Source organism: Haloplanus sp. C73, assembly GCF_051195115.1.
Classification (GTDB): Archaea; Halobacteriota; Halobacteria; order Halobacteriales; family Haloferacaceae; genus Haloplanus.
Genome location: NZ_JBNTJZ010000001.1, coordinates 84,142 through 110,518, shown reverse-complemented (window position 1 = coordinate 110,518; position 26,377 = coordinate 84,142). Strand labels below are relative to the sequence as shown.

27 protein-coding genes are annotated in these 26,377 nt (G+C 67.9%); 14 read left to right on the top strand and 13 right to left on the bottom strand.

From position 1 onward, the window contains the following. Window position 1 precedes the first annotated feature (1 nt). Window positions 2-1,231, bottom strand: coding sequence for a PQQ-binding-like beta-propeller repeat protein (locus tag ACQUSQ_RS00590; RefSeq protein WP_435066543.1), 1,230 nt, complete (start codon window positions 1,229-1,231; stop codon window positions 2-4). 86 nt (window positions 1,232-1,317) lie between these two features. Here ACQUSQ_RS00590 and ACQUSQ_RS00585 point away from each other — a divergent pair, with 86 nt between their 5' ends. Genes ACQUSQ_RS00585 through ACQUSQ_RS00575 form a run of 3 tightly spaced genes read left to right on the top strand, consistent with a single transcriptional unit; the run spans window position 1,318 to window position 3,664 of the window. Continuing rightward, the gene (locus ACQUSQ_RS00585; protein ID WP_435066542.1) at window positions 1,318-1,719 is read left to right on the top strand and encodes a CBS domain-containing protein; all 402 of its coding nucleotides are present in this window, start codon (window positions 1,318-1,320) and stop codon (window positions 1,717-1,719) included. Between the two features lie 40 nt (window positions 1,720-1,759). Continuing rightward, window positions 1,760-2,488, top strand: coding sequence for a DUF4013 domain-containing protein (locus tag ACQUSQ_RS00580; RefSeq protein WP_435066540.1), 729 nt, complete (start codon window positions 1,760-1,762; stop codon window positions 2,486-2,488). Window positions 2,489-2,536: 48 nt separating this feature from the next. Next, on the top strand, window positions 2,537-3,664 hold the full coding sequence (locus ACQUSQ_RS00575; protein ID WP_435066538.1) for a DUF63 family protein: 1,128 nt from the start codon (window positions 2,537-2,539) through the stop codon (window positions 3,662-3,664). Here ACQUSQ_RS00575 and ACQUSQ_RS00570 read toward each other — a convergent pair. Continuing rightward, on the bottom strand, window positions 3,661-5,349 hold the full coding sequence (locus ACQUSQ_RS00570) for a YcaO-like family protein (RefSeq protein ID WP_435066537.1): 1,689 nt from the start codon (window positions 5,347-5,349) through the stop codon (window positions 3,661-3,663). The two genes, ACQUSQ_RS00575 and ACQUSQ_RS00570, sit on opposite strands and share 4 nt — an antisense overlap. 44 nt (window positions 5,350-5,393) lie before the next feature. Next, the gene (tbsP, locus tag ACQUSQ_RS00565; protein ID WP_435066536.1) at window positions 5,394-6,209 is read right to left on the bottom strand and encodes a transcriptional regulator TbsP; all 816 of its coding nucleotides are present in this window, start codon (window positions 6,207-6,209) and stop codon (window positions 5,394-5,396) included. Between the two features lie 153 nt (window positions 6,210-6,362). On the opposite strand from tbsP, the gene glyA reads away from it, so the two are divergent. Further along, window positions 6,363-7,613: a serine hydroxymethyltransferase gene (gene glyA / locus ACQUSQ_RS00560; protein WP_435066535.1), complete on the top strand. Its 1,251-nt coding sequence runs from the start codon at window positions 6,363-6,365 to the stop codon at window positions 7,611-7,613. Between the two features lie 2 nt (window positions 7,614-7,615). Here the strand turns inward: glyA and ACQUSQ_RS00555 are convergent, their stop codons facing one another. Beyond that, on the bottom strand, window positions 7,616-8,062 hold the full coding sequence (locus ACQUSQ_RS00555; RefSeq protein ID WP_435066534.1) for a universal stress protein: 447 nt from the start codon (window positions 8,060-8,062) through the stop codon (window positions 7,616-7,618). A gap of 105 nt (window positions 8,063-8,167) precedes the next feature. Between ACQUSQ_RS00555 and ACQUSQ_RS00550 the strand changes: the two genes are divergently transcribed. Then, entirely contained in the window at window positions 8,168-9,055 is an 888-nt protein-coding gene (locus ACQUSQ_RS00550) for a tetrahydrofolate dehydrogenase/cyclohydrolase catalytic domain-containing protein (protein WP_435066533.1), read from the top strand. On the opposite strand, the gene ACQUSQ_RS00545 is transcribed toward ACQUSQ_RS00550, so the two are convergent. From ACQUSQ_RS00545 to ACQUSQ_RS00530, 4 genes are all read right to left on the bottom strand, one after another. Then, on the bottom strand, window positions 9,056-9,754 hold the full coding sequence (locus ACQUSQ_RS00545; protein ID WP_435066532.1) for a DUF7117 family protein: 699 nt from the start codon (window positions 9,752-9,754) through the stop codon (window positions 9,056-9,058). Window positions 9,755-9,996: 242 nt separating this feature from the next. After that, complete coding sequence (locus ACQUSQ_RS00540; RefSeq protein ID WP_435066531.1) at window positions 9,997-11,124, bottom strand: AI-2E family transporter; 1,128 nt, start codon at window positions 11,122-11,124, stop codon at window positions 9,997-9,999. A 41-nt stretch (window positions 11,125-11,165) separates the two neighbouring features. Beyond that, on the bottom strand, window positions 11,166-12,146 hold the full coding sequence (gene fen / locus ACQUSQ_RS00535) for a flap endonuclease-1 (RefSeq protein WP_435066530.1): 981 nt from the start codon (window positions 12,144-12,146) through the stop codon (window positions 11,166-11,168). Between the two features lie 27 nt (window positions 12,147-12,173). Continuing rightward, window positions 12,174-12,746, bottom strand: coding sequence for a GNAT family N-acetyltransferase (locus ACQUSQ_RS00530; RefSeq protein WP_435066529.1), 573 nt, complete (start codon window positions 12,744-12,746; stop codon window positions 12,174-12,176). 89 nt (window positions 12,747-12,835) lie between these two features. On the opposite strand from ACQUSQ_RS00530, the gene ACQUSQ_RS00525 reads away from it, so the two are divergent. Next, a complete protein-coding gene (locus tag ACQUSQ_RS00525) occupies window positions 12,836-13,255 on the top strand; it encodes a DUF3054 domain-containing protein (protein WP_435066528.1) in 420 nt (139 codons plus the stop codon). Window positions 13,256-13,264: 9 nt separating this feature from the next. Here ACQUSQ_RS00525 and ACQUSQ_RS00520 read toward each other — a convergent pair whose 3' ends face one another. Then, window positions 13,265-14,557: an MFS transporter gene (locus ACQUSQ_RS00520; protein WP_435066527.1), complete on the bottom strand. Its 1,293-nt coding sequence runs from the start codon at window positions 14,555-14,557 to the stop codon at window positions 13,265-13,267. 163 nt (window positions 14,558-14,720) lie between these two features. On the opposite strand from ACQUSQ_RS00520, the gene ACQUSQ_RS00515 reads away from it, so the two are divergent. From ACQUSQ_RS00515 to ACQUSQ_RS00505, 3 genes are all read left to right on the top strand, one after another. Continuing rightward, window positions 14,721-14,981: a hypothetical protein gene (locus ACQUSQ_RS00515; RefSeq protein WP_435066526.1), complete on the top strand. Its 261-nt coding sequence runs from the start codon at window positions 14,721-14,723 to the stop codon at window positions 14,979-14,981. Window positions 14,982-15,052: 71 nt separating this feature from the next. After that, window positions 15,053-15,511 carry a ribbon-helix-helix domain-containing protein gene (locus ACQUSQ_RS00510; RefSeq protein WP_435066525.1) on the top strand — a complete coding sequence of 153 codons (459 nt, stop codon included), beginning with the start codon at window positions 15,053-15,055 and terminating at the stop codon, window positions 15,509-15,511. A 37-nt stretch (window positions 15,512-15,548) separates the two neighbouring features. Then, window positions 15,549-16,550 (top strand): ornithine cyclodeaminase family protein, encoded by a 1,002-nt coding sequence (locus ACQUSQ_RS00505; RefSeq protein WP_435066524.1) that lies wholly within the window; start codon window positions 15,549-15,551, stop codon window positions 16,548-16,550. On the opposite strand, the gene ACQUSQ_RS00500 is transcribed toward ACQUSQ_RS00505, so the two are convergent. The 3 genes from ACQUSQ_RS00500 to rqcH form a co-directional block, all read right to left on the bottom strand. Further along, window positions 16,551-16,721 carry a hypothetical protein gene (locus ACQUSQ_RS00500; RefSeq protein WP_435066523.1) on the bottom strand — a complete coding sequence of 57 codons (171 nt, stop codon included), beginning with the start codon at window positions 16,719-16,721 and terminating at the stop codon, window positions 16,551-16,553. Between the two features lies 1 nt (window position 16,722). Beyond that, window positions 16,723-17,790: an mRNA surveillance protein pelota gene (locus tag ACQUSQ_RS00495; protein WP_435066522.1), complete on the bottom strand. Its 1,068-nt coding sequence runs from the start codon at window positions 17,788-17,790 to the stop codon at window positions 16,723-16,725. A gap of 81 nt (window positions 17,791-17,871) precedes the next feature. Next, on the bottom strand, window positions 17,872-19,971 hold the full coding sequence (gene rqcH / locus ACQUSQ_RS00490) for a ribosome rescue protein RqcH (protein WP_435066521.1): 2,100 nt from the start codon (window positions 19,969-19,971) through the stop codon (window positions 17,872-17,874). Between the two features lie 602 nt (window positions 19,972-20,573). Between rqcH and eif1A the strand changes: the two genes are divergently transcribed. Both eif1A and ggt read left to right on the top strand, forming a co-directional pair. Continuing rightward, on the top strand, window positions 20,574-20,864 hold the full coding sequence (gene eif1A / locus ACQUSQ_RS00485) for a translation initiation factor eIF-1A (protein WP_435066520.1): 291 nt from the start codon (window positions 20,574-20,576) through the stop codon (window positions 20,862-20,864). A gap of 200 nt (window positions 20,865-21,064) precedes the next feature. Further along, the gene (ggt, locus tag ACQUSQ_RS00480) at window positions 21,065-22,687 is read left to right on the top strand and encodes a gamma-glutamyltransferase (protein ID WP_435066519.1); all 1,623 of its coding nucleotides are present in this window, start codon (window positions 21,065-21,067) and stop codon (window positions 22,685-22,687) included. Here ggt and ACQUSQ_RS00475 read toward each other — a convergent pair. After that, window positions 22,684-23,793, bottom strand: coding sequence for a putative sulfate/molybdate transporter (locus ACQUSQ_RS00475; protein WP_435066518.1), 1,110 nt, complete (start codon window positions 23,791-23,793; stop codon window positions 22,684-22,686). The two genes, ggt and ACQUSQ_RS00475, sit on opposite strands and share 4 nt — an antisense overlap. 274 nt (window positions 23,794-24,067) lie before the next feature. On the opposite strand from ACQUSQ_RS00475, the gene ACQUSQ_RS00470 reads away from it, so the two are divergent. The 3 genes from ACQUSQ_RS00470 (at window position 24,068) to ACQUSQ_RS00460 (ending at window position 26,369) form a co-directional block, all read left to right on the top strand. Beyond that, entirely contained in the window at window positions 24,068-24,331 is a 264-nt protein-coding gene (locus ACQUSQ_RS00470) for a hypothetical protein (RefSeq protein ID WP_435066517.1), read from the top strand. Window positions 24,332-24,454: 123 nt separating this feature from the next. Further along, entirely contained in the window at window positions 24,455-25,726 is a 1,272-nt protein-coding gene (gene hisD / locus ACQUSQ_RS00465; RefSeq protein ID WP_435066516.1) for a histidinol dehydrogenase, read from the top strand. A 37-nt stretch (window positions 25,727-25,763) separates the two neighbouring features. Further along, window positions 25,764-26,369 carry a hypothetical protein gene (locus tag ACQUSQ_RS00460; protein WP_435066515.1) on the top strand — a complete coding sequence of 202 codons (606 nt, stop codon included), beginning with the start codon at window positions 25,764-25,766 and terminating at the stop codon, window positions 26,367-26,369. The last annotated feature ends 8 nt before the right edge of the window (window positions 26,370-26,377 follow it).

The window sequence follows — 26,377 nt, the reverse complement described above, 5'->3', positions numbered from 1 at the left end:
GTCAGTCACCTCCGAAGCCGACGACGGTGCCACGGCGGGTCGCGACCACGCCGCCGCCGTCGAGAATCGCGGGCGGAAGCACCCGGTCGCGGGCCGCATAGCCCCACGTCGCCTCGCCGAAGCGGGTCGTGAACGAGACTAGCCGAACCGGCGTCGCGCCGGTCCCGCTCCCCTGCAAGGTAAACACGTGGTCACCGGCGGCGGCCGCGACGGTCCCCTCGCCCACGTAGGAACACCACCGCGGCTCCGGCGGGTCGGCGGCCCGGTCGAGCGCGAACGTCGCGTCGCCCACCTCGACAGGGCGTTCCACCGCGTACACCGTTTCGGGCGTGACGACCGGCGCGGAGAAGTGTCGGCCGCCGCCGCGGTCGACGTGCCAGCGCTCGCTCCCGTCGTCGAGAACGAGTGCGGTCACGCCGCCGTACGCGCCGAGATACACCGTACCGTCGGCGACGACGGGGTGGGTCTCGGCGTCGACCGACGCCGACCATCGGCGCTCGCCCGTCGCCGCGTCGAGCGCAACCGTCTCCTCGCGCCCGCTGGCGACGACCCGACCGTCCGCCACCGCGGGATGGGAGGCGTCCACGTCGGCCGTCCACCGCTCGGCCCCGTCGCCGTCGAGGTGGGCAAGACGCTCTTCGAGCGGGACGAACAGGCCGCTTCCGTGGACCGCCGGCACGCCCGTCGGCGACGAGTCGTATCGCCACACCGTCTCTCCGTCGGCGGCGTCCAGCGCGACGAGTCCGGACGACGCGGCGAGATACACGCGGCCGTCGGCGACCACAGGCGGAACGAGTTCGTCGACGCCGACCGTCGAGGCCATCGTCGTCGGCGATATCGAATCGGTGCGCCAGCGAACGGACCCGTCACCGAGTGCGAGCGCGACGGCACCCGCGCTGGTCGCGAGATAGACGGTGTCGGCATCGACGACCGGGGCGCTCACCGCGGCGCCGTCGGCTCGCGGGGCCGAGAGGGTCGTCCGCCAGCGAAGCGACGGGGATTCGGGCGGCCGTCGTGAGGGCGCGTGTCCCGTGTTGCCGGCGTCGAACCGCGGCGACGGCCACGACCCGCCGGGGAGGGAGTCGAAGCCGCCGGTCGCGTCGCCGGTTCCGAACACGGTCGTCGGCGTCGGGTCGTCGGAGTCAGGACACGACGACGAACAGCCAGCGACGCCGGCGCCGACGCCGGCCGCGAGCGTTCCGAGGAGCGTTCTGCGAGTGATGGAGGGCATCGATTCCGTGTTGTGAGACCGCCATCATATTTCCTCTGTTCCCGAGCGACCGTCACTTTATACGCGTCCGCGTGATACGACATCGTATGACACGAGCCGTTCGCGACGTGATGACGACGCCGATGCTCACGCTAGATGCCGAGACGCCCGTCAGCGAGGCGGCTCGGGGCATGTTGGAGGCAGGCATCAAGTCGGTCGTGGTCGTCGAGGAGGCGTGTCGGCCGGCGGGTATCTTCACCTCGACGGACGCGGTTCGGGTCGCCGCGGACGAGGCGTCCGCCGCGGATGTGACCGTCGACGAGTACATGGCGACCGATGTGGAGACGGTCGGCCCGGACGACTCCCTCAACGACGCCGCGCGCCGGATGCTCGAGGCGGACGTGAGCCACCTCCCCGTGACGGACAGCGACGGCAACGGGGTAGGCATCCTGACGACGACCGACCTCGCCGAATCGCTCGCCGACAACGTGGTCGCGGAGGCCGAATAGGCGGGTAAAGCCTTTCAGGCCGGTCCGTGGAGACACATGTATGGCAATCGATATTGAAGAGGCAGTGAGGTATCCCGCGAACTCGGATGACTGGCTCAAAACCGTACTCATCGGCGGCGTGTTGACGATGCTATCCTTTCTCATCGTCCCGGCGTTTTTCGTCTACGGGTACGTCATCCGCACCCTCCGGGCCGGCATCGCCGACGAGGCGGAGCCGCCCGCATTCGACGACTGGGGCACGCTCCTGAAAGAGGGGGTCGTCGGCCTCGTCATCCTCCTCGTCTACCAGTTGATTCCGCTACTCGTCATGGCGGTGACCGTCGGTGGCTCGATTACCGCGATGGCGACGGGCACCGAGGCGGGTGCGGGACTCGGCCTCCTCGGACTGCTCGCCGGAATCCTGTTCTCGACACTGCTCGCACTCGTGTTCGGCTACGTCGGCCTCATCGGTATCACCAACTACGCTCATGTCGGCTCTTTCGGCGCCGGCTTCGACATCGACGTCATCCGTGACGTGGGACTCGACGGCGCGTACGCAGTGCCGTGGGTCTACGGCATCGTCATCCTCATCGGCGCCACGGCAGTCACGAGCATTCTCAGTCTCGTGCCCGTCATCGGGGCCATCATCGGCGTGTTCATCACGTTCTACGGGCAGATAGCGGCCGCGTGGGTCTGGGGGAAAGGCTTCGCCAACGCGATGGACATCGCCTCCGACAGCCCCACGGTAGACGAGGGCGACGCGGTTGGCGACCCCGAATCGACCGTCTGAACGGCGCCCAACCACAACGCTGAAACACGCCGCCGTCGGCGTAGGAGTATGGTAACGGTCGCGGAGCGTCTCGACGTCGACCCGGTCCAACTCTGGGCTGGCGCGGTCCTTGGTCTCCTCGCCGCCCTCGTCGGCGGGTCGATACTGTTCCCACGCACCGTCTACGACGGCTTCGTCTGGCACTTCTTCTGGGGGCCGGTGCAAGCCGACGCCAACGCCGCCGTCTGCGCCATCCGACAGGGCGGCGCGACCCAGTATCTGTACTCCCAGTCCGCGTGCCGCGCCGCCGCCGAACCCGTCGCCTACCCCGGCTACACCCTCGTCTCCGAGGTTGGCTACGTCGTCGTGCTGTTGCTCGCGCTTCTGGGCATCGTCTTCCTCCTCCGGCGACTCGGCATCGGCTCCGAGCGCGGCCTCTTTTTCGCCCTCCTGCCGTTCGTCTTCTTCGGGGGCGCGCTTCGGGTCGTCGAGGACGTCACCGACGCCGCCGCGGGAGCGGTCATCGGCTACCCGCTCAACACGCTCATCATCAGCCCCATCATCTACGTCACCGTCTTCGCCGTGACGCTCGTCGCCCTCCTCGGAAGCGTCGCGCTCGCTCGGCGAGGGGTCGTCGAGCGATACACCCGGCCGCTCTTTGGCGCCGGTATCGCCGTCCTCGTCCCCACGCTCCTCTTCCTGCTCTGGAGCGGGGTCACCGGACCGGGCACCCTCCACCTGCAGGTCCTCATCGTGATTCTCGCCGGTGCAACCGTTTCGGCCGGCGCGACGTGGTGGCTCATCGAGCGCTACGCGCCGAGCGTCAACGCTGGCACCGGACAACTCGGGTTCGTCGTCATCTGGGGCCACGGCATCGACGGCGTCGCCAACGTCGTCGGACTGGACTGGATGGTCGCGCTCGGTGCAGGGCCGAACCTCGTCCCCAAGCATCCGGTCAACAGCGCCATCGTCGACATCACGGGCGCGACGCTCCCGCCGGCTCTCCTCGCGGTCATCGGCGACACGTGGCCGTTCCTCCTCGTGAAACTCGTCGCCGCGACGGCCGTCGTCTGGCTGTTCGACGAGGAGATATTCGAGGAGAGCCCGCAGTACGCCATCCTGCTCATGGTCGCCATCCTCGCGGTCGGACTGGGGCCGGGCACCCGCGACATGCTCCGGGCGACAATCGGCGTTTAGGGGAAGGGGTGGAACGCCCGGTTCGGCCGGGGTTCGTAGCCGAGTTCTTTGGGTACCGTCTCAAGCCGCTCGCCGAAGTAGGGGTCGCCGACGAACAGCGGTTGTGCCTCGGGGCTCAGGACGCGCACCGCCTCGAATCCGAGGTCGGACACCTCCGGCGTCGTGACGCGGGCGGCGTACACCGAGAGCGCGTCGCTCGCTCGCTCGACGAGCGCGTCGAGTTCGGCGGAACCCGAGAGCGGGTCGGGGCCGACGCTCGACGCCGGCACCTCCCCCTCGGTGTCGACGAACGACCGCGCGTCGGGCGGGAAGGTGGCGTAGTGGCCGATGGCGCCGTCCTCCTCTCGCGCTTGCTCTGGCCCCATGGCCCGGAGTTCCATCCAGTTCTGTAGCGCCTCGGCGAGCGCCGACCGCGCCGCGGCGACGGCGTCGAGGTCCGCGCCCGACCCGACGGCGAACTTCGGCCACTCGTCCTCGCGGTGGACGGCGACGGCCACGACGGGCACGTCGATATCCGCGGTGAGGAGGAGGGGCGTCACCGTCAGCCCCTCGACGTGTGCCCGGTCGACGAGCGCCTCGAACCCCTCGTCGGCCACCGACAGCCCCAGCGGGTCGTACGTCGAGTACCAAGAGAGCATCGCCGCGTCGCGCTCGATGACCTCGTACAGGCCCGACCGGAGCGCCTCGACGCCCGAATTACCCAGTCCCAGCCCGGTCGTGATGGCGGGCCGGGGCCGCTCGTCCGGCGGCGGGTAGTGGACGAGCGACGCGGGGAGCGCAACCTCCTCGCCCGTCGCCACATCCTCGCCGGGCACCCACGGGAGCGGGTCGTCGCTCGGGGGGCCGTCGGGCTGGACGAACGAGTCGGGGGCGATGGCCCGCCGGCCGTCGACCGTCTCGGCCGACGGCGGCGCGGTCGGAAGCGAGTCGGTTCGGTAGACGCCGGCGCAGTATCGCTCCAGCCCCTCGCCGATGGCTTTCATGAAGGCCCGGTCCCAGTCGGGGTCGACGCCGGCGGTGAACGGCGCGGCGCGGACGTCGCTGAACCCCGTCGTGTCCGCCGTCGCGGCCAGATAGTACGGCACCGGGAACGACTCGCGCTCGCCGACCTGTGTCAGGAGGCCGACCCGCTCGTCGACGGTGCGCTCGCCGCGCGCGAGGGCGTCGTCGAGCGAGGCGTCGCGGTGGTCGCGGCGGAGCGTCCGGTCCCGCTCTGCCGGTCGCGGGACCCGAAACACCCGCCGCTCGGGGCCGGGCACCTCGATTACCGTGCCGGCCACGTCCGCCCCGCTCAACAGCGCGACGGCGCGGTGGCCGGCGACGGCGCCCGCGAGGCGGACGGCGCTCCGACTCCCGGTCGGCTCCCCCTCGCTCTCGCCCTCCATCGCCGCGTCGACGCGGAGCGAGAGGTCGCGATAACCGACGCCGTCGGCGAAGACGGACACCGCCGCGTCGACGTCGGGGAGCGGCCGGCCGCCGAGGCCGCCGATTTCGATGGCGAGCCAGCGGGTCGCCGTCGCGTCTGCTCGCTCGAAAGCCGGGGCGCCCGCCGGGGCGATGACGACGCCGAGCGGATACGAGCCAAACTCGTCGGGCGTCGCCGTCGTCGGCGTGGCGTCGATGTCGTCGAATGCGGCGCGGACCGACTCGGCGGCCGGTCCGCTACCCGCGATACCGATATCCATGCGACGGCAGACGGCCGCCGGTGGCAAAAGTGGACTGACCGCGGTCAGGGCGCGCGGTTGAGCGTCACCGCTGCGAGTTCCGCGGGCGTCACCTCGTCGAAGCGGTCCTCGTTGAGTTTGAGGCGCAGGCGAGGCCGCCCCACGTCGATGGGGACTTTCTCCGTCTTGATGAGACCCTCGTCTTCGAGCGTCGTCTTGGTTCGGGAGAAGGTGGCTTTGCTCGCCATCCCCACGTCCTCACCCCACTTGCTGATGTCGTAGAGCAGGACGTCGTTTCGGGCGGCGACGAGGATGGTGAGTGTCACTTCGTCGAACTCGCCACGCGCTTCGCGGGCGTTTCGAAGCGCCTCGAGGGTCGCATCGAAGTCGGCGCGGGTGTCCTGCCCGATTTCCTCGCCGAGCGTCTCCCGAATCCGCGACAGCGGCGGCGTCCGAAGGTCGAAGTCGTCGGCGTTCTCCCACCGCGTCTCGTAGGTGTCGCGCACCGCCCGGACGAACTGCTCGTCGTCCGCCCCGAGCGCTGCGACCCGGTCACCGACGCCGAGCAACGTCCACACCGCCGAGTCGGTGACGAGGAGCGTGTTCGACGCGCCGCGGCCCGTTCTGATGCTGAGCGTCCCCGACGCGACGTGGTCGGCGGCCGAACTCGCCACCACGAAGTCGTCCATCACGTCCTTCAGGAGCGGCGCGTCGGCCAACAGCCGAACCGTCGGCGGGTCCGACGCGGCGCTGGTGACCGTCGTGAGCGCGTCCACGGCCTCGCCCGTGGGGTCGACCAGCAACACCGTCTCCGCCGACTCGAACACCGTCTCGAGAATCTCCTCGAAGCTCTCCCCGTGTAGATTCGACCCGGCGACCATGAGACCAATATCCACACATCCGTATTTAATTTTAACGCACAGTCTGGGGCGTAACAGAGTATTTTTCACTACGAGAATTAGTCTGAATTTTGTCAGTCCACGACGCCAGTGTTGGAGAGGTACTTTTATACTGCGTTTCGAAGGCACATACACATGGACTACAGTCACCTCCGCGCGACGGATTCGTCCGTGGCGACGGCCATCGACGACGAGGCGGAGCGCCAGCGGAACACGCTCTCGATGATAGCCTCCGAGAACCACGCGAGTCAGGCCGTCATCGAGGCACAGGGAAGCGTCTTCACCAACAAGTACGCCGAGGGCTACCCCGGCGAGCGCTACTACGCCGGCTGTCAGTTCGCGGACGCCGTCGAGGAACTCGCCATCGAGCGCGCGACGGAACTGTGGGGGGCCGAACACGTCAACGTCCAGCCCCACAGCGGGTCGCAGGCGAATATGGCCGTCTACTTCGCGATGCTCGACCCGGGCGACAAGATTCTCTCGCTCGAACTCGAACACGGCGGCCACCTCAGCCACGGCCACCCGGCGAACTTCGCCGGGCAACTGTACGAGGTGGAACACTACCGGGTCGACCCCGAGACGGGCTATCTCGACTACGAACAGCTAGCCACCACCGCCGACGAGTTCGACCCCGACGCCATCGTCTCCGGCTTCTCCGCGTACCCCCGACAGGTCGACTGGGAGCGCATCGACGCCGTCGCCGACGCCGTCGACGCCCTGCACATTGCCGACATCGCCCACATCACCGGGCTCGTCGCCGCGGGCGTCCACCCCTCGCCCGTCGGCATCGCCGACTTCGTCACCGGGAGCACGCACAAGACCATCCGCGCCGGCCGCGGCGGCATCATCATGTGCGGCGAGGAACACGCCGACGCCATCGACAACGCCGTCTTCCCCGGCGTACAGGGCGGCCCCCTCATGCACAACATCGCGGGCAAGGCCGTCGGCTTCGGCGAGGCGCTCGACGACAGCTTCACCGACTACGCGGAGCAGGTGGTCGCGAACGCCCGCGCGCTGGGCGACCAACTCGCGGACCACGGCCTCTCGCTCGTCTCCGGTGGCACCGACACGCATCTGGTGCTTGTCGACCTGCGCGACTCCCACCCCGACCTCTCCGGCGGCGACGCCGAGGCGGCGCTCGAATCGACGGGCATCGTCCTCAACGCAAACACCGTCCCCGGCGAGACGCGGTCACCGTTCGACCCCAGCGGGATTCGCGCCGGGACGGCGGCGCTCACCACCCGCGGATTCGACGCCGACGACATGCGCGAGGTGGGCGACCTGATTGCGCAGGTTCTAGACGCGCCCGCGGACGAGACGGTCCGGTCCGAGGTGCGCAAGCGAGTCGACGACCTCTGTGCCGCGAACCCGCTGTACGAGGCGTAACGTCACTCCACGCCGGTTTTGACGACCGTCACCGCTTGGTCGGCGAGTCGCACCACGCGGTCGGTGACGCTCCCGAGCAGACTCCGGTACTCCTCGGGGTGGCGCCGGGTGCCGAGGACGATGAGGTCGATATCGTTCTCGTCGGCGTAGGCGACGATTTCCTCGTGCGGGCGGCCGTGTTGAAGCGTCTCCACGACTTCGACGTCGTGGTCGGCGGCCCGACTGCGGACCGCCGCCAGCGCGTCCTCGCCGACTTCCTCCAACCCGTGTTCCGGGCCTTCGCGCTCGTCGACGTACTCGTCGCCGCTGTACGCGGAGTAGACGTCGCTGTCGACGACGAACAGAGCGTGCAACATCGCGTCGTGCAGCGCCGCCAGCCGGATGGCGTGTGTCGTCGCGTTCTCCGAGCCGACTTCGCCGTCCGTCGCGAGCAGTATGTCGTCGTACATACACGTCGCTTCGCACGCGACTGACAAAAACGATAGCCGTGGTTCTCGCCTGCCGATACTGCACCAACCAACGCGTTGAAGGCGGTCCATCGCGCCTGTCGGGACATGACTCAGATTATCGACGGCAACGCCGTCGCTTCCGAGGTGCGCGACGGGCTTTCGACCGCTATCGACCAACTGGCCGACGCGGACGTCACGCCCACGCTCGCCACCGTCCTCATGAGCGACGACCCCGCGAGCGAGACATATGTATCGATGAAACAACAGGACTGTGAGGAGGTTGGCATCGAAGCGCTCGACGTCGAACTCGACCCGGACGCCCCCGCGGAGGAACTGTTCGACACCGTCGACGACCTGAACGCCGACCCGTCGGTCAACGGCATCCTCGTCCAGATGCCCGTCCCCGACCACATCGACGACCAGTCGGTCATCCGCGCCATCGACCCCGCGAAAGACGTCGACGGTTTCCACCCCGAGAACGTGGGCCGACTCGTCGCGGGCGACCCCGTGTTCAAGCCCTGCACCCCCCACGGCGTCCTGAAACTCCTCGACGCCGCCGACGTCGACACCGAGGGCGCGGACGTGACCATCGTCGGCCGGTCGAACATCGTCGGTAAACCGCTGGCGAACCTCCTCGTCCAGAAGGCCGACTACGGCAACGCGACGGTGACCGTCTGTCACTCCCGGACCGACAATCTGGCCGAGAAGACCCAGCGCGCGGACGTCGTCATCGCCGCCGTGGGCGTCCCCGAACTCGTCGACGGGTCGATGATATCCGACGGCACCGTCGTCATCGACGTGGGCGTCAACCGCGTCGAACGCGACGGCGAATCGACGCTCGTGGGCGACGTGGACTTCGAGAGCGCGAAGGAAGCGGCCAGCGCCATCACGCCCGTCCCCGGCGGCGTCGGGCCGATGACGCGCGCGATGCTCCTCTACAACACCGTCAAGGCGACGAGCCGACAGACGGACGTGCCGGTCGACCTGCCGTAGTCACTCTCGCAACCGCTCGCGGGCCGCGGACAGCGACCCTTCTTCGCTCAGATACCGCCACACGTCACGCGTCGCCTCCACCAACTCCTCCGCCTCGGCGGGGGACACGTCGCCTTGGAGCGCCTGCACCCGCTTGACGCGTTCGCGAATCGTCCCGAGCACCTGCCGTGCCTCGGCGTCGGGGTGTTCGTCGAGCCAATCGGTAGCGTCGTGGTGGTAGTCCTCGATAGCGTTGGCGTAGCCGAGGCCGCGGGCCGACGCCCACGCGTCCGAGACGACGTCGGCCGGCGGGCGCTCCCCGTCGGCGGCGCCATCGAGAAGTGCGAGGAGGTAGCGCTCGTCTGCCTCCGTCGGGTCGCGCTCCCGGTCGAACATATCGATGACCTGCAGGAGTTCGGCGGCGGCGAGCACCGTGTCGTCGAGGGGGAGGAGGTCACCACCGTCGACGAACCCACGCTGGCGGCGGTACTCGCGCAAGTCGCGTTTGCAGTCCTCCACGTGGTCGGCGAGCGTCCCGTCGGCCGCCGCGGCCCGATAGGGCGTCAGGTCGAGGGTCGCGGGCGCGTCCGTGTGGAGGCTCCGCTCGTCGACGCCGACGCTCCGCAGACTCTCACACGAGGGACATGCGACACTGCCCGTCTCGTAGTACGACCACCGGTGGCCACACGACTGACACTCTCGCTGGCCACGAATCTTCATACGCGGCGTTGGCCGGGCGACGGCAAAAGGTCGGCGCTCCGGGCGGTCGCCGCCTGCCGTTCGTGTTACTATATAGATACTATCTCGTCGAAGGCGATATCTTTATAATCAGTTGTCTCCCAGTAATCAGTGACGCTTCGTCTGGAGGGCCGAAGCGTCAGCGGGGACCAATTCAGGGCGGCAAGCATCCACGCGATTTTCGCGTGGCTTGCTTCCTTTTCACACAACTCGTGAGCGACTGCTTACTGCTCGTCGTCCAGCATCGCAACTGACCCGGGGTCGACCGCATAGGGTTGGAACTGTTCGCCTTCGAGAAGGTTCGGGAGCACCACCCGCGCGAAGTGGATTATCAACACCAGCAGCATCGGCGCGAGGAAGATGCCGTACCAGCCAAACAGGAGCGGGCCGAAGGTGTAGGCAATCATCAGGCTGCCGACGTGGAGGCTGCGCCCGGAGACGTAGGGGCGGAGGACCAAGTCGGGAATGGTGTCGACGACGATAAACGAGATAGTCGCGAAGAGGCCGACGAACCAGAGGCCCGACGGGTCACGCAGGACACCCAGCACGGCGAGATAGAGCGCGACGGGAACGTAGACGAGTTTCATGCCCACGATTGGAATCAGGCTCGCGACGCCGGCGAGCAGTCCGATGAGCGGCGCGGCGGGAATCGACAGCCCGGGCGGTGCGTAGATGTTCAGGAGGGAGTAGGCGAGAACGCCGATACTCCCCGTCAGGACGGCGTTGAGGATGTTACCGAAGAAGATGGCCTTGAAGTCGCGGTCGACGGCGCGAGCGTACTCTTCGAGGATACCCCGGTCGTCGCCGAACTTCCGAAGCGCCCACCGCGAGAGCCGACTCCCGTCACGGAGCAGATAGAACGCGAGCGCGAGCATCACGAACAGGTGGATGGCGCCGACACCGAGAAAGGCGATAGTGTCGGCGGCGGAGCCGAGGGAGGCAGTGAGCGAGCGGATTCCCTCGGTCGTGAGATACCGCTCCGGGTCGAGTTCGAGCAGCGTCGCCGGGTCGGCGATGCCGTCGAGCAACTCCTCGTCGACGAGCGGCCACCGCGACGGGTCGAACGCACCCTCGTTGACGTATTTCAGGAGTTCGTTGAGCGCGATACTCAGGGCGTAGGCGACGAGCGCGAGCGCTGGGAGCGCGAGCGCGAACAGGGAGACGGCGGCGGCGAGACTCGGCGGCCGGATTCGGCGCTCCACCCGGCGGTAGATGGGACGGGTCGCGTAGTAGATGAACACCCCGAAGACGAACGTGCCGATGAAGGTGTGGACGACAAACACCAGCGCCGCTCCGAGCGCGAGTCCGAGACTCCACCAGCCGAGTCGGAAGCGGGAGAGCTGGACGGACATGATACCCCCGACGCGGGGGCGGGAGAAAAAACCTCCCGCGCCTACGTCCAGCGGTCGAGCCCGGTCTGTACCAGCGCGTCCTCGATGCGCTCGAAGCCGCGCGTCACCTCGTCGGCGTCGACCTCCCACTCCTCGACGACGAACTCGCGCGCGGCGGCCACGTCCGGGTCGATATCGGGGTCGACGGCGTAGTCGTCGGTCACCGGCGGGTCGCGAAAGAGCGAGCGAACCCGGTCGGCGTTGGGCACCTGCCACCCCTCGGCCTCGATAGCCGCCCACAAGTCGCCGTGGTCGGTGATGGCGCGGAGCGCCGTCTTCGGCCCGACGCCGTCGACGCCGGGGTTGAAGTCGGTGCCACAGAGGATGGCCACGTCGACGAGTTGTTCGAGCGTGATGCCGTGGCGGTCGAGTGTCGCATCCAAGTCCATCAACTCCGGTTCGCCCTTGCTCGTCAACTGGCGAAGCGTGTGTGGCGCACCGAACAGCAGGGTGTCGTAGTCCTCACTTCCCGCGTAGTCCGCGTCGCCCCGGCGGGCCATGTACGCCGCCTGCGCCTCGCCTTCGGCGGGCGCGTCGACGACCGGCACGTCGAGCAAGTCGAGGAGTTCGCGCGTCGTGTCGAGGATGGTGTCGGTCAGGCGCTGGGTGCGGGCTTCGAGACGCGCGGCCTCGACGGCGTCGCCGCGTTCCTCCGCCGCCGCGCGTCGCTCCTCGGCGCGTTCCCGTTTCGCTCGCCGCTCGCTCACTTCCGCGTCCTTCAGGTCCGTGACGCCCCCGTCGAAGACGAAGACGGGCGTCAGGTCGTGGTCGAAGAACTTCGGGAGGCCCTGCACGATGCCGACGAGGTTTGCCACCTCCTCGCCCTCGGCGGTGGTGTACACCGCGTCGTTCGTCCACTTGACCGTCGTCGTGAGATAGCGATACAGCCAGTTGTGCGCGTCGACGGCGACGACGCTCCCCGCCACCTCGTCCCACGCCACGTCGGAGAGGGCGGCGAGTTGTCGGAGGTCTGCGTTACCCATTGTCGCCCCGTACGGCGCCGCCCGATTTCAACCTCCGGATTCGACTGGCATGGCGACGAGTGTCGGCAGTCCAGCCGCCTTCGCATCGAGTCGTTCGCGAGCGGCCGAATCGAGGTCACGCTCCCGATACCGGTCGAGGCCGTCGCGGTAGGTGTCGACATCGCGGTCCGCTGGCGCGTCGGCGGGGCGCTCACAGACGAGTTCGGCCAGCCCCGTCTCGCGGCCGGTGAACGCGAAGCCGGCGCGGTAGGCGGCCACGTAGGCGGCGGGGTTGTTGACGGCGATTCGGACCCGGTCGTAGCCGTGGGCGTCGGCGCGCGCGGTGACGAAGGCGAGCAGTCGCGACCCGAGGCCGTCGCCCTGCCGGTCGTCGCGAACGGTCACGTACCGAATCACGAGACAGTCCGCGTCGGTTCGGTCCGGGTCGAACGACGCCGCGGCGCGGACGTGGTCGGCGTACTCTGCCTCGCTCTCGCTACCGTCGCGGACGACTGCCTTCCCGGTCGACCCGACGACGAACTTGCCGGCGTAGGCAAAGCGCCGGTAGTCGAGACGGAGTGTCGGGCCGTCTGGCGGCCAGCCGAGCGCGACGAAATCCATAGTCTGACTACGCCCTCGCTCGCAAAACCGTTGGCGCTCCGGTCGACACGAAGCGAGAGAGCCATTAGGCCCCGGTCGAATGGCCGGATATGGCCAACGCAGTCGCTGCCTTCTTCGAGCGTCGTCTCGACAGCCGCGCGGTCCCGATGGCGGTCGGTGACCTACTCGTCATCGCCGTCCTGTTCAGCGCGGGCACGGTCCGACACAACACCGTCGCCTTTCTCACGGCGAATCCGGCGTATCTCGCGGAAGCCGTCGCACCCTTCCTCGTCGGGTGGATACTCGCTGCGCCGGTTCTCGGCGCCTACGCGCCGGGCGCCGCGGAGTCGTCGAAGGCCGCCGTCCCCCTCGCGCTCCGGTCGTGGCTCGTCGCCGACGCCATCGCGCTCGGCATCCGGGCGACGCCGTGGGTCCACGGGGGCGTACAGCTAACCTTCGTCGCCGTCTCGCTCGGCGTCGGCCTCGTCGGCCTCGCCGTCTGGCGAACCATCTTCTTCAAACTTCGGTAGCGGGGCGGCTCACTCGCCGCGGCGAATCAGGTAGACGGCGAGCGTCGAAGCGACGACGGCGACGCCAGCGAGCGTCGCGAAGAGGACTGTCGCGTTCGCGTAGGTGAGGATGGCACCGGCGAAGGCGCCGCCGAGGGCGCCGACGCCGAAGGTGCCGAGATAGACGTAGCCGTACGAGAGGCCGCGGGTTCCAGCCGGCGAGTAGTCGGCGACGGCGGCCTGATACAGCGGCTGAGCGGCAAAGAGCGTCGCGCCGAAGAGCGCGCCGAAGACGAGCAGGGGGGCGAGCCCCAGCGACGCGACGGGGAGGAAGGCGAGCGCGAGGACGCCGAGCGTGCCGAAGACAGCGGCGATGCCGTACTCGGGCGAGACGCGGTCGGTGAGTTTCCCGCCGACGTACTGCCCGGCGACGCCGACGAGCAAGAGGCCGGCGTAGAAGTATCGCTCGGGGTTGAGGGTGCGGTCACTGCTCGCGTCCAGTCCGGGGACGAGCGACGAGAGCGAGATAGGTTCGAAGCCGGGCATCCCCGACAGCAGGTCGGGGAGGAAGGTCAGCACGCCGCGGTAGTAGAGGCCGTTGGCGACGACGATGACGAAGACGATGGCGAAGGCGCCGACGAACAGGCGCTTCGAGGTGGTGGCGAACTCGGTGAGCGAGTCGACGCCGCTCTGTCCGCGGGCGGTGCCGCTCCCATCGGTCGCGACGGCGTCGACGGCCGCCGTCTCGTCGAACTCGGCGCGGAGGGCGTACACGCCGGCGATGGCGGCGGGGACGGCGAGAATCGTCGCCACCGTCGTCCAGTCGAAGAGCAGGAGGAGAATCGCGGTGACGAGCGGCCCGAGACCGATGCCGAGGTTTCCGGCGATGCCGTGGTAGGCGAAGCCGGTGCCGCGCTCGTCGACGCCCTTGCTGATGAGCGTCAGTCCCGCAGGGTGGTAGACGCTGGCCGCGACGCCCCACAACAGGAGCGCAAGCGCCACCACCAGAAGCGTCGACGCGCTGCCGAGCAGGAAGAAGGAGCCGGCCATGCCGAACAGACAGGCGGCGATGAGACGGCGCGAGCCGATGCGGTCGACGACGACGCCGCCGGGGAGGGCGCCGATGCCGAAGAGTGCGTACCCAGCAGTGACTATCAACCCGAGCGTCGCCTGCGTGACGCCGAACTCCATCCCGCCGAGCTGGAGCACGTCGAACTCCAGCAGCCAAATCGACACGAAAATCGGGATGGACAGCTCGTAGGTGTGGACCATCGCGTGAGCTAGTGAGGCTAGCCCCACGATGGACCGGTCGTTCCCGTTCATATCCACAGGAACGCGCCCGAGACATTTAATTCCTTTTGAGATGGTCTTGAAATATAATTATTGTTAATGGCGTCTGTCGCGTTTTCTTTGGTTTCCCATAAGTTATGAATTGACTTTACAGAAGCGCCGTGAGATATCTGCAGAAACTACGGGAAAGAATTATGTGACTGCCACAGAAAATATCGCTCATCACGGGACCATGGCCGACTACTACGACTACGTCCTCGGCTTCGTTCCGTCGGCCCTCGTCGTCGTCACGGCTGCGCTGAACGCGACCGGTGTGGCGTTCCCCGTCGCGATGTCTACCGGGGCGGCCATCGCGAGTCTCGCCGTCGGGCACGCCGTCTTCGTCAACGGACCGAGCGTCGAATCCGCGCCCGACGACGCTCACGCGAGCGATGCGGCGTCGATGTCCGCAGACTGAACGCCTCGGCTACGCCGAGCGCGGCTACGTCTGACAAAGGTATATTATCCTCCGGGTTCTCGGGGTGAGGTATGGTAAAGAGCACCGTCCGATTTCCCGAATCGGTCGTCGGCGAAATCGAGTCATTGGTCGAGGACGGCCGATTCGAGAGCAAATCCGAGTTCTACCGCTTCTCGACGGACTACGTCCTGAACCAGGTGCTCGACGACTACGACCCGGAGACCATCGACTACCGGGAAATCAAAGCCGAGGTGATGCCGGCCGAGGAGCAGACGCTCGGTAGCGACACCGACCGCGAAGAACCACCCTTCCTCGAATCGGTGTCGTTCGTCCGCAAACTCGCACTCCGCGGGAAGTTCAACGACGCGGAGGACTTCATCGACCACCAGTACGCCGCGGGCGACCGTCACGCCATCCTGCTCGAAGAGATGCTGCGGCTGTATCGCGCCGACCGTCGCCGCCGCGCCGCACCGGCGCCCGCGCCCGACCCCGAGGAGCGCGAGCGTCCGGACCCGATGGACCGCCCCTGACGACTACCTATAACTGTCGTCCGCCCCGACAGCCTGTATGACCGAGACGCTGTTCCTGTCGAGCGACGACATCGCCGGTCTCGCGACGCCGGCCGAGTACGTCGACGCCGTCCGCGACGGTTACCGCCAGCGCGGGGAGGGCGCGCCCGCCGAGCCCCGAACCGCACTCTACGGCGACGACCCGCCGGGGCTGTTCACCTCCTACACCGCCATCCTCCCCGAAACCGGCGTGATGGGCGGCTACATGTACAGCGCCGGCTTCGGCGCGGGCGACGCGTGGTTCGTCACGCCGCTGTTCGACGCCGACTCCGGCGCCCCCATCGCGCTCATCGACGGCGCGAGCCTGAACCCGTTCAAGACGGGGGCGGCGGGCGCCGTGGGCGTCGACGCCCTCGCTCGCCCCGACGCCACCGCCGTCGGCCTCTTCGGCTCGGGCGCGCAGGCCCGCGGCCAACTCCGCGCCATCGACGCCGTGCGAGATATCGAAACCGTGTGGGTCTACTCGCCGACTAAGGAGAACCGCGAGTCCTTCGCCGGCGAGATGGACCGCCGACTCGACGCCAGCGTCGCCGCCGTCTCCTCCAGCGCCGCCGCCGTCGAGGGCGCGGATATCGTCGTCACGGCGACGAACTCGCCCGAACCCGTCTTCGACGGCGACCTGCTCGAACCCGGAACCCACGTCACCGCGATGGGACAGTACCACCCCGAGAAGCGCGAACTCGACGACCGAGCGGTCGAGCGCGCGACGTACGTGGTCGACCTCCGAGGGCGACTCACGCAGGACGCAGGGTCGTATCTCCACGCCGTCGAGTCCGGCGCCATCGACGAGGACCACTGCCATGCCGAACTCGGCGACGTGGTCGCGGGCAAGGCTGAAGGGCGGACCGACGAAGACGAGATAACCGTCTTCGACAGCGGCGGGACGGGCATCGAAACCGCCGCCGCCGCGTCGCTAGTCTACGAGAAAGCCAGCGACGCCGGACTGGGCAAGACTATCGACTTCGCCCCCGCCAGCGACGCCCTGACCGGGCGCGAGTAATCACCGCGGCATCGCGAGGACGCCGCCGAGGCCGACGCAGGCGAGCGCGACGACCCCAATCGGAACCAGCGCGTCGGCGCCGAGAACGCCCGCGACAAGGCCTATCGCGCCGCCGACGAACAGGGCACAGGCGACGCCGAGCAACGCCTGCCCGAGAAGCTCTCGCTCCATCTCAGTCGAGTCGGTAGCGCAGGAGTGCGGCGATGCCACCCAAGTTCTTCAGGCGCTGGCCGGGTTCGAACTCGCCGGAGAACACGACCACGTCGCCCCCCTGCTGTTCGACGGACGTGATAATTTCGTCGGCGTCGACGTCCCAATCACCTCGGCCCTGTCGCTCCTCCCGGAGCCTATCGTCGAGGACGAGCAACGTCTCGACGGCGCCGTACTCCGCCGCTTCGGCGACCGCTTCGGGGCCGTACGTTGCCTTCTCGCCCGTCGCCATCTGCTCGGTCAACTGGTCGATGAGTTCCGCCTCGCGAGCGATGCGCGTCTCGGTCTGGACGTCTTCGAGCGCGCCGCGTTTGAGCACCTCGTGAACCCCGCGGTCACCGACGCCGGAGGTGTCGACGGTGGTCGTCTTCTCGGCGATGTCGGCGAACTCTGCTTCGAGGTGGTCGAGGGCGTCCTGTTTCGTGAAGCCGGGGCCAGCGAGGATGACGGCGTCGGGGTCGAGATGCGCGAGCGCCTCGCCCAGTTCCGCGAACAGTTCCTCGCGGGGACGGGCGTACTCCCCCTTGCCCGTCGGGCGCGTGAACGACGCGTACTCCTCGGTGCCGTACTGGGCGACGGTGTGGACGTGTGCCTCCCCCTCCTCGACCGTCGCGATGGCGACGTCGGGGTTTTCCGCGGCGGATTCGGCCTCCTCGATCCGCTCCATCTGGTCCGGTTTGAAGTGCTTGACGATGGTGAGTTCGTCGTGTTCCTCGACGTTGAGGGTGTGGTGGTGGCCGAGTTGGTCCTCGCGCGAACAGCCGACGATGACGCCGCTCACCCGCAGGCGGTTGGCGAAGCGGGCGAACTCGACGTCTTCGACTTCCAGCGTGACGTGGATGTGTTCGCGCTCGCCGCCGGTGTCGCGCATCTGGTCGTCGGCGCGCTGGATGCGTCGACTCGTGTCACCCTCGACGTCGTCACCGGGTTCGAGGACGTAGGAGAGATGCCAGAGGTCGTCGACGTTTTCGGGGACGACCGTCAGTCGCGTGCGCCCCTCCTCGCCACGACCACGGCTCTGGATTCGCATACCCGTGCGTCGCCGTCCAGCGACTCATGCCTTGCCATTCGACTCGCGAAAAGCCGGCCGACCGCTCAGACCGCGGGGCGCTCAGTCGTCGACGATATCGCTGCCGCCCGGCGGGAGGAACTCCTGAATCCGGTCCGGGCTGGCAATCTTGCGGACGAACGACTCGTCGGCAAAGCGCTCTTTGAACCGGCGATAACACATCTTGGCGGCGTCGTTCTGGGCGTACTTGCCGGGTTCGAGACGGAGTGTCGTCGTCGCGCGTGGCTCGATTGCCGCCGGCGGACCGCCGATGACTCGCGTCTCGGGTTCGCACTGGATGCCGACGGCGACGCTCGCGGACACGTCGCGGAAGTAGGTGCGGTCGCCCCGGATGACGAACCCGCCTTTCTCGATGTACTCCCCGCTCTCGGGGGTTTTCGACACTTGGTCTGGCTCGACCATGTACGCGTCGCCCGCGAACCGGCCGTCCTTCCAGACCGAGGAGTACGCCACTGCGAACTGCGCGGCCTCGCGGAGACTGGAGTCGGGGAAGTCGACTTCGCGGGCCTTCTCGCTCGGCCCCGTCGCCTTCAGGACCGTCACCGGCCCGCCGTGAGCCTGCGTGTGGAAGAAGCGGTCGTTCGACTCCATGTATTTCTTGACGAGCGCTTCGTTCTCGTCGGCGTTCCGTCCACCGACGACGAGGAAGTCGTCGCTCGTGTGGAACCAGCGGAAATCCTCGTACCAGTGTTCGGGCTGTTTGATGGGCACCGACGACCGGGAGAGCCAGTCGATATCCGCCGGCTCCTCCTCGCTCTCTGTCTCCGACTCGTCCTCGTCCTCTGCCTCCCACTCCTCGCGACGCTGTTTGACCGCCGCCAGTTCCTCGCGCGTGTTCTCGATGGCCGCGAGCGCGCCTTCCTTCTTCTCCTCGACGCGCTTTGCCTCCTGATACCGCTCGTTGGCGTTTTTCTCCACGCCCATCGAGGGGTCGACGGGGACGCGCGTCCCGTCGAGGTCGACGGTCAACACCCCGTTTTGAGGGTCGATGTCCACCACCGCCTCGGCCGCGGGGATGCCGCGTTCGGCGCCCGCGTCGAGCGTCTCCTCGATATCGTCCCAGCTCTCACCCGAATCGAGGGCCGAGCGCACCGTCGAGATGATTTCGTCGACGAGGTCGTAATGGGCGTACAGCTCCTCGGCACGCTCTCGCTCCGTCTCGGCCTGCTCCTCGAACCCCTCGATGGCGCCCTCCTGTTGCTCGATGATGCGCTCCTGTTTGGCGATTTCAGACTCGAAATCGGGACGGCTCGACTCCGTCGTCTCCTCCTCGGGTTCGCGCTGGAGCCGGTCGAAATACGCGTCGACCGCGGCGTTGAACGAGTCGTAGGCCTCCTCGTCCAGTCCGTCGCGCTCCTCCAGTGGGAACGGCGTCACGTCGACGACCCGGTCGTCTTCGAGATACACCCGCGGGTCGAAATCGCCGTCCCGCAGGCGGTCGGCGATGCGGCCGATGGCGTCGTAGAGCGCCTGATAGTCGTCGTCCCCGGCCTCGCTGATGTCGAGGGTCTTCTCGACGCCCGCCCGCGAACAGAGTTCCTCGCCGTAGAGGCCGCCGAAGTTGAGTTGGGTGGCGAGCGTCCGCACCACGTCGGTGTCGGATTCCTCCATCCGGCGGACGAAGGCGTCGTAGCCCATGTCGAGCGGATGGAGACGGGATTCGGGGAAGCCGTACTGGGACCCCGGCGCCACGGTTCGGGATTTCAGCCGCACCGTCTCCAGACTCTGGACCACCTCGCCCGTCTCGTCGAGGACGGCCACGTTGCCCTGCCCGAACAGTTCGGCGACGATGCGCGTGTTCTCGTCCTCGCGTTCGAACTCGAAGACGAGGATGCGGTCGAACTCGTACTGCTCGACGCCGGCGAAGTCGGCACCGCTGAGGCGGTTCCGGAGCATCATCGCGAAGTTCGGCGGGCGACCCGGCGCGTCCGCGACGTTCTCCGGGTCGGCGACGTGAGCGCGCTTGATGTCGCCGACTTCGATTAGCAGTTCGACCCGGCCACGGTCGAAATCCCGCATCCGAAATCTGAGAAGGTCGTCGTCGTAGAGGTAGGCCTTGTCGACTTTCGCACCCTCGTACCGGCTGAGTTCGGTGACGAGAGCGGCGAGGTCGACGCTCGTCAGTTCCCGCTTCGCGTCCATACCCCGTCTTTGCGTGTCGGATTGAAAAGGCGTGTCGTTGTGGGACCGACGCGAGTTACTGTTCAGATTGCAGACTGGTTGTGAACACCTCGAAAGCCCCGACTCGCTGGAGTCGGGGGCCTCGCTGCGCGCGCTCGCTCCGCTCGCGTGCTTGCGTCACCGGGAGAGCGAAGCTCTCCCGAGCTCACGGCGGCGAAGCCGCCGTGAACGCCCGCCTTCCTCCAGCAGCGAGGGAGCGAAGCTCCCTCGGGCAATCGGGCGGCGAAGCCGCCCGATGACGAGTCGCCCCTTTCAGTCCCACCCTCGGCTGGCCGGTTAGCCGCCGTAGGGTGGGACTGAAAGGGGCCGTCCGTTCGCCAGCCGAGACGACGCAAGCACCGCAACGCAGTGAGGAGCGTGGTTCGAGAGAGCAAAGCTCTCTCGTCATCACGAAAGAGCGCTGCGCGCTCTTTCGAACGACAGCGAGTCGCAGGCGGCGAACGGACGGGGGCTTTCGAGGTGTCTTCAGTTCAAACACGCTACTCCGAACAGTAGCCTCGCGTCGTGTGAAACGCTAACGGATATCTCCAACGACTTAACCGTGCGGGTCCCCTAGTGGAGGTATGAGCGAGAACGAAAACAGCGGGCGCCGGAACCTCCGGATGCCCGACGACGACGAGCTGTTCGCGGTCGTGACCGAACACAACGGTGGGAACCACGTCCGCGTCCGCTGTGAGGACGGCGAGAACCGGATGGGCCGCATTCCCGGCCGAATGAAGTACCGCACTTGGATTAACGAGGGCGACGTCGTCCTCGTGGAGCCGTGGGACTGGCAGGACGAGAAGGCCAACATCGAGTGGCGCTACTCCGGGCAGGACGCGGACCAGCTCCGCCGCGAAGGCCATATCGACTAATCCTCGCTCGGCGAGCGAACATGCCTCGCGAGCTTCGAAACTGAATATCTTTTCTTAACTCGGGATTTCGGACGAACAACCTCAGCTCTGCTATCTATTTCGACGCATTGTAGCAAATATATTCGGATATACTGCTCATTTAGTCGGTTGTATTGGCCCGATACCCAACGACTTTGTGTTGGTGTGAGGTTGTGACTGCCATGGATACGAATCCGGACCTCGACCGCTTCGACTCGCGGCGGTCCACGGCCTACGCACAGAACGGCATGGTGGCGACGAGCCAGCCACTCGCCGCGCAGGCGGGCGTCGAAGCGCTCCGCGAGGGGGGCAACGCCTTCGACGCGGCGGTGACGACGGCCGCGGCCCTGAACGTCGTCGAACCGATGAGTACGGGCATCGGCGGCGACGCGTTCGCGCTCTATCGGACCGCCGACGGCGAGGTTGGGGCCTTTCGAAGTTGTGGCGGCGCGCCCGCCGACGCGACGCGCGAGGCGGTCCGGTCGCGAGTGGCGGACCGCTCGGGCGTCAACCCCGCCGACGCGACGATGCCGGATGCCGGCCCGCTCTCGGTGACGGTGCCCGGAACCGTCCGCGGCTGGGACCGACTGGTCGAGGACTACGGCGAGCGGTCGCTGGCCGCGGCGCTGGAGCCAGCCATCGAGTACGCGACGGAGGGGTTCCCGGTGAGCGAAGTCATCGCCGACATGTGGTCCGTCGCGGAGACGCTGTTTACGGACGCCAGCGCGCGCGAGGAATATCTCCTCGGTGGACGAGCCCCCGAGACGGGCGATGTCATGCGGCTTCCCGACTTGGGCGGGACGCTCTCGACCATCGCGACGGAGGGGGCCGACGCCTTCTACGAGGGGCCGCTCGCCGACCACATCGCCGAGTCGGTCCGTGAGCGAGGCGGCCTGCTCGCGGCCGATGACCTCGCTGACTTCGAACCGGAGTACGTCGACCCGGTATCGACGACCTATCGCGGCGCCGAAGTGTACGAACTCCCGCCGAACAATCAGGGGTTGGTGGCGCTCGAAGCGCTCAACATCGCCGAAGAACTCGACGCTGGGCGCCACGACTACGACTCCGCCGACCGAGTTCACTACTTCGCCGAGTCGCTCAAACGCGCCTTCCACGACGGCCACCACTACATCACCGACCCCGAGTTCGAGGACGTGCCGGCGCTGGGGTCGAAGGCCTACGCCGCAAAGCGAGCGACGACGGTCGGTGAGCGAGCGGGCAGCGTCTCTATCGGTGGCCCCGGCGCGCCCCCCGAGGACAGCGACACCGTCCTCTTGACCGTCGCCGACGACGCGGGGAACGTCGTCTCCTTCATCAACTCCATCTTCGGTCACTTCGGGAGCGGCGTGGTGGTGCCCGAGACGGGCATTACCCTCCAGAACCGCGGGAGTTCGTTCACGCTCGACCCGGACCACCCGAACCGACTCGAACCCGGGAAGCGGCCGTTCCACACCCTCATTCCGGGCCTTCTCCAGTTCGACGACGACGATTGGGCCGCCTTCGGCGTGATGGGCGGCTACATGCAGCCACAGGGTCACCTGCAGGTGCTCTCGAATCTCATCGATTACGATATGCCGCTACAGGCGGCGATGGACGCGCCACGGTGGCGCTACCGAGCCGACGGGTCGCTCGCCGTCGAGGACCGGTTCCCGGAGGGCGTCCTCCCGAAACTCGCGCGCCGCGGTCACGAGGTGGTCGTCCAGCCGCCGTCGGCGTTCGGCGGCGGCCAGATAACTCGGCTGTCCGAGGGCGTCATGTCGGGGGCGACGGAGCCGCGGAAGGACGGCACTGCGGCCGGATTTTAGGCCGGGTCGCCGTCGCCGTCGCCGTCGTCGCGCACCCGCGCCAGCACGTGGTAGCCGAGGAGGCCGACGCCGAAGGCGACGCCGACGTTGGCGAGCAACGCGACGACGCCGACGACGCCCGTCAACAGGGGGTCGCTCGTGTCGACGCCCGAACGGCCGAGTTCGATGGCGACGAGGACGAGGACGACGCCGAGCACCGCCATCGGGAACGCGGCGACGACGTCGACGGCGACGACGGCGAGGAGGAGATAGAGTCCACCGAGAACCACGTTCGACGTGGCCGTCCGTGCGCCGAAGGCGTACTTGCCGGCGACGCCACCGCTCCCGTGGCACATCGGCATCGCGCCGAGTGGGATGGCCGCGAGATTCATCACGCCCATGCTGGTCGAGAGGTCGTCGGGCGACGCCTCGGCGTCGAAGTACTCCTCGACGAGTAGCGAGGTAGCGACGGCGGCGTTGCCGACGGTCATCGCCAGTTGCCCCGCCGTCGCGCCGACGGCGTCACGGGTGAGCGAGAGGTCACTCGGAACGAGTAGCGCCAGCGTCGGGAGCCGAGGCGTGATTGCGCCGGCGGAGGCGACGGCCAGCGCCGTGCCCACGCCGAGGACGGCGAGCGCCGCCACCTCGCGGTATCCGGCCAGAATGGCTACGACGGCGACGACGACGGCGAGGCCGGCGAGTGGCGGCGCGCCGAGACTGGTCGTCAGCCCGGTCCGGAGTAGGATGAGCGCGACGCCGAGTTGGATGCCGCGGACGACTGGTTCCCCGACGTAGGGTGCGAGCCGAGCGAGTGTGCCCGTCTTCCCGACGACGAGTAACACGCCGCCGGCGAGCAGTCCGGCGACGACGTACTCGCCCGTCGAGAGGCCACCGGCGATGACAAGCGCCGCGAGCGCCTTCATCGGTTCGACGGACATCGGATGGCCGTACCACAGCCCCCAGACCACCTGAAAGACGGCGAAGCCGAGGAGAAGCCCCCCGAGCGACAAGTCGGTGAGCGCCGCGACAGCGACGACGATGGGAAGAACCGTCACCGTATCGCCCACCGCGCCCGTCACCTCCCCCCACGCGACGCGCGACTCCGGCCACCCCGACAACGTTCCCATCGAGCGAAACTACCCCGCCGCCCCCTTTACAAGTGTCGAGAAACTGATAGACGTGTCTCTCGGGGAAATATGTAACAGTATTTGGTTACTCGCCGGCGGTGAAGGGTCTCAGACGAAGTTAGGGACTCTGAGGCCGTTATAAACTCTTTACGCAGATTTGAAACGATTTTTAAAACGAGGCGAAGGGTCCACGAATCGACGCAGACGCGGTTAATTCACCTGAATCGAGCGCAACGATTTGCCCCCTATATGATGGTACAGAAACATGGGATAGATGGAGCCAGTCACCATGTCCGTCCAATCACCCTCCCTCGAACGCACCGCCGACGAATCGCTTCTGGCCCTCCGAGCGGCCGCCGAACTCGCGGCGCGGCCCGTTCGCTTCGTCGCCTTCTGGATAGCGACGCTCCTCCCGCTGACGTACGTGCCGATGCTCGCGATGGGGGTGCCAGCGACCCACGGGACGACCTTTGCCGGGCTCATCTGTCTGAACGCCGTGGCCTTCGTCGCCGGGCACGGGCACAACCGCCCCGACTAACGTCTCCCCCGCTGACGCGTACGTCCCCCAACTGACCCATGCCTCTCCAACCGACGGCTGGTCCCCGACTGGCCCCGGCGGTCGGACCGGAATCCCTTTTCGCCCGCCCCCGCAAGGACGGGTATGGAAGTACGCGATATCGACGGGCTCGGACCCAGCGACCGGCAGGCGCTGTTCGAGCGCGACGCGGGTGTCGAGGCCGTCCGCGAGGACGTCCACGACATCGTCGACCGGGTGCGTGACGAGGGCGACGTGGCGATTCGAGAGTTCTGCCGCGAGTTCGACGACGTCGAGGTCGGCAATCTGGATATCACCGACGCCGCCGAACGCGCTCACGAGGAGGTGGACGACGAACTGCTCGATGCGATTCGAACCGCCGCCGACAACGTCCGCGAGTTCCACGAGCGACAGGTGCCCGAGGACTGGCGCGACGACTTCGAGGGGCGGGAACTCGGCCGCCGGTTCCGCCCGCTCTCCTGTGTCGGCGTCTACGTCCCCGGCGGCGCCGCCGCCTACCCGTCGAGTGCGCTGATGGGCATCATCCCCGCGAACGTCGCGGGCGTCGACCACGTCGTGGTGACGACGCCGCCCGCGGAGGAACTGAACCCCGCGACGCTCGCCGCGATTCACGAGGCGGGGGCGGACGCCGTCTACAGCGTCGGGGGCGCGCAGGCGGTGGCAGCCATGGCCTACGGCACCGAGACGGTCACGTCCGTCCAGAAGATTGTCGGGCCGGGCAACCGCTGGGTCACGGCGGCGAAAGCCGAGGTCCGAGGCGACGTGGAAATCGACTTTCTCGCCGGCCCGAGCGAAGTACTCGTCCTCGCCGACGAGACGGCGGACCCGGCCTTCGTCGCCGCCGACCTCCTCGCGCAGGCGGAACACGACGAACACGCGTCGGTGGTCGCGGTGACCGCCGACGCCGACCTCGCCGACTCCATCACGGCCGAACTCGACGCCCAACTCGTCGAACAGGACCGGCAGGAGACGATGGCGACGGCGCTCGCGAACGACGCGAGCGGCGTCTTCCTCGCGCGTTCGATGTCCGAGGCGGTGCTGTTCGCGGAGGAGTACGCCGCGGAACACCTCTCGATTCAGGCCGAGGACGACGAGGCATTGCTGGACCGCATCGACAGCGCGGGCAGCGTCTTCCTCGGCCCGTACACGCCTGTCGCGGCCGGCGACTACGCCTCTGGCACGAACCACGTCCTGCCGACCGGCGGCGGCGCCCGCCGCTTCGGCGGCCTCTCCGTCGAGACGTTCCTCCGGTCGACGACCGTCCAGCGTCTGGACCGTGAGGGCCTCGGCGAACTCGGCGAGACGATAACGACGCTCGCTGAGGCCGAGGGGCTGACTGGCCACGCCGAGAGCGTTCGTCGCCGACTCGACCGATAGCAAGACTGACAATCCGTCCGGCCGACGCGGTTCCTGCATGTTGCCCTCCAGAGACGTGCTGACCGGTTTCGGTCGCATCGCTGCGGCGTTCGCGCGCCTCCGTAACGGGTGTCGGCGCGCGGTCGCCCGCGTTCGAACGAGTCTCGGCGATTTTGGTGGCCCGGTGCGAACGTTCCTGTTCGGTCGCCGGGCCGCCGCCTCGGTCCTCGTCGCCGCCCTCGGCGTCGTCTTGGCCGGCGCGACGGCGTGGGGTGTCGCGTCGACGACCGGATATCCGCCGCTCGAACGCTGGCTCGGCGAGACGTGGTCGGGGACTGAACCCCACGCAATCGTCTTTCTCGGGGCCGGTCTCCTCGTCGCCCTCGCCGCGGCCAGCGCCGCGAGCAACGCGGGCCTGCTTCCGACGGCGGCGCTGGTCGCCGGCCCCCTGTTCGGCGTCGGCCTGACCCGGTACGGCACCGTCGTGTCCACGGGATACGGGCAGTACGTCGTCTCGTTGCCCGAGGCGGTGGCGTTCGCGTCCGCCGTCGCCGCCGTCGGCGGGGCGGCGGTGACCGTCGTCGGCTACGCCGTCGGCGCGGGGCTTCGCCGCGCCGTCCGCGTCGTCCGGGCCGACCCGGAGTACCCGGCCCGTCAGGGTTAACAGGCTCC

What these genes read in the sequence shown, in the direction of transcription:
- ACQUSQ_RS00585 (WP_435066542.1), top strand. Translation starts at nt 1,318, where the DNA reads ATGACACGAGCCGTTCGCGACGTGATGACGACGCCGATGCTCACGCTA.
- ACQUSQ_RS00505 (WP_435066524.1), top strand. Translation starts at nt 15,549, where the DNA reads ATGACCGAGACGCTGTTCCTGTCGAGCGACGACATCGCCGGTCTCGCG.
- ACQUSQ_RS00545 (WP_435066532.1), bottom strand. Translation starts at nt 9,754, where the DNA reads ATGAAGATTCGTGGCCAGCGAGAGTGTCAGTCGTGTGGCCACCGGTGG.
- ACQUSQ_RS00575 (WP_435066538.1), top strand. Translation starts at nt 2,537, where the DNA reads ATGGTAACGGTCGCGGAGCGTCTCGACGTCGACCCGGTCCAACTCTGG.
- ggt (WP_435066519.1), top strand. Translation starts at nt 21,065, where the DNA reads ATGGATACGAATCCGGACCTCGACCGCTTCGACTCGCGGCGGTCCACG.
- ACQUSQ_RS00500 (WP_435066523.1), bottom strand. Translation starts at nt 16,721, where the DNA reads ATGGAGCGAGAGCTTCTCGGGCAGGCGTTGCTCGGCGTCGCCTGTGCC.
- ACQUSQ_RS00530 (WP_435066529.1), bottom strand. Translation starts at nt 12,746, where the DNA reads ATGGATTTCGTCGCGCTCGGCTGGCCGCCAGACGGCCCGACACTCCGT.
- ACQUSQ_RS00460 (WP_435066515.1), top strand. Translation starts at nt 25,764, where the DNA reads ATGTTGCCCTCCAGAGACGTGCTGACCGGTTTCGGTCGCATCGCTGCG.
- fen (WP_435066530.1), bottom strand. Translation starts at nt 12,146, where the DNA reads ATGGGTAACGCAGACCTCCGACAACTCGCCGCCCTCTCCGACGTGGCG.
- ACQUSQ_RS00580 (WP_435066540.1), top strand. Translation starts at nt 1,760, where the DNA reads ATGGCAATCGATATTGAAGAGGCAGTGAGGTATCCCGCGAACTCGGAT.
- tbsP (WP_435066536.1), bottom strand. Translation starts at nt 6,209, where the DNA reads ATGGTCGCCGGGTCGAATCTACACGGGGAGAGCTTCGAGGAGATTCTC.
- ACQUSQ_RS00570 (WP_435066537.1), bottom strand. Translation starts at nt 5,349, where the DNA reads ATGGATATCGGTATCGCGGGTAGCGGACCGGCCGCCGAGTCGGTCCGC.
- ACQUSQ_RS00590 (WP_435066543.1), bottom strand. Translation starts at nt 1,231, where the DNA reads ATGCCCTCCATCACTCGCAGAACGCTCCTCGGAACGCTCGCGGCCGGC.
- rqcH (WP_435066521.1), bottom strand. Translation starts at nt 19,971, where the DNA reads ATGGACGCGAAGCGGGAACTGACGAGCGTCGACCTCGCCGCTCTCGTC.
- ACQUSQ_RS00520 (WP_435066527.1), bottom strand. Translation starts at nt 14,557, where the DNA reads ATGAACGGGAACGACCGGTCCATCGTGGGGCTAGCCTCACTAGCTCAC.
- ACQUSQ_RS00540 (WP_435066531.1), bottom strand. Translation starts at nt 11,124, where the DNA reads ATGTCCGTCCAGCTCTCCCGCTTCCGACTCGGCTGGTGGAGTCTCGGA.
- ACQUSQ_RS00470 (WP_435066517.1), top strand. Translation starts at nt 24,068, where the DNA reads ATGGAGCCAGTCACCATGTCCGTCCAATCACCCTCCCTCGAACGCACC.
- ACQUSQ_RS00550 (WP_435066533.1), top strand. Translation starts at nt 8,168, where the DNA reads ATGACTCAGATTATCGACGGCAACGCCGTCGCTTCCGAGGTGCGCGAC.
- hisD (WP_435066516.1), top strand. Translation starts at nt 24,455, where the DNA reads ATGGAAGTACGCGATATCGACGGGCTCGGACCCAGCGACCGGCAGGCG.
- eif1A (WP_435066520.1), top strand. Translation starts at nt 20,574, where the DNA reads ATGAGCGAGAACGAAAACAGCGGGCGCCGGAACCTCCGGATGCCCGAC.
- ACQUSQ_RS00495 (WP_435066522.1), bottom strand. Translation starts at nt 17,790, where the DNA reads ATGCGAATCCAGAGCCGTGGTCGTGGCGAGGAGGGGCGCACGCGACTG.
- ACQUSQ_RS00525 (WP_435066528.1), top strand. Translation starts at nt 12,836, where the DNA reads ATGGCCAACGCAGTCGCTGCCTTCTTCGAGCGTCGTCTCGACAGCCGC.
- ACQUSQ_RS00475 (WP_435066518.1), bottom strand. Translation starts at nt 23,793, where the DNA reads ATGGGAACGTTGTCGGGGTGGCCGGAGTCGCGCGTCGCGTGGGGGGAG.
- ACQUSQ_RS00510 (WP_435066525.1), top strand. Translation starts at nt 15,053, where the DNA reads ATGGTAAAGAGCACCGTCCGATTTCCCGAATCGGTCGTCGGCGAAATC.
- glyA (WP_435066535.1), top strand. Translation starts at nt 6,363, where the DNA reads ATGGACTACAGTCACCTCCGCGCGACGGATTCGTCCGTGGCGACGGCC.
- ACQUSQ_RS00555 (WP_435066534.1), bottom strand. Translation starts at nt 8,062, where the DNA reads ATGTACGACGACATACTGCTCGCGACGGACGGCGAAGTCGGCTCGGAG.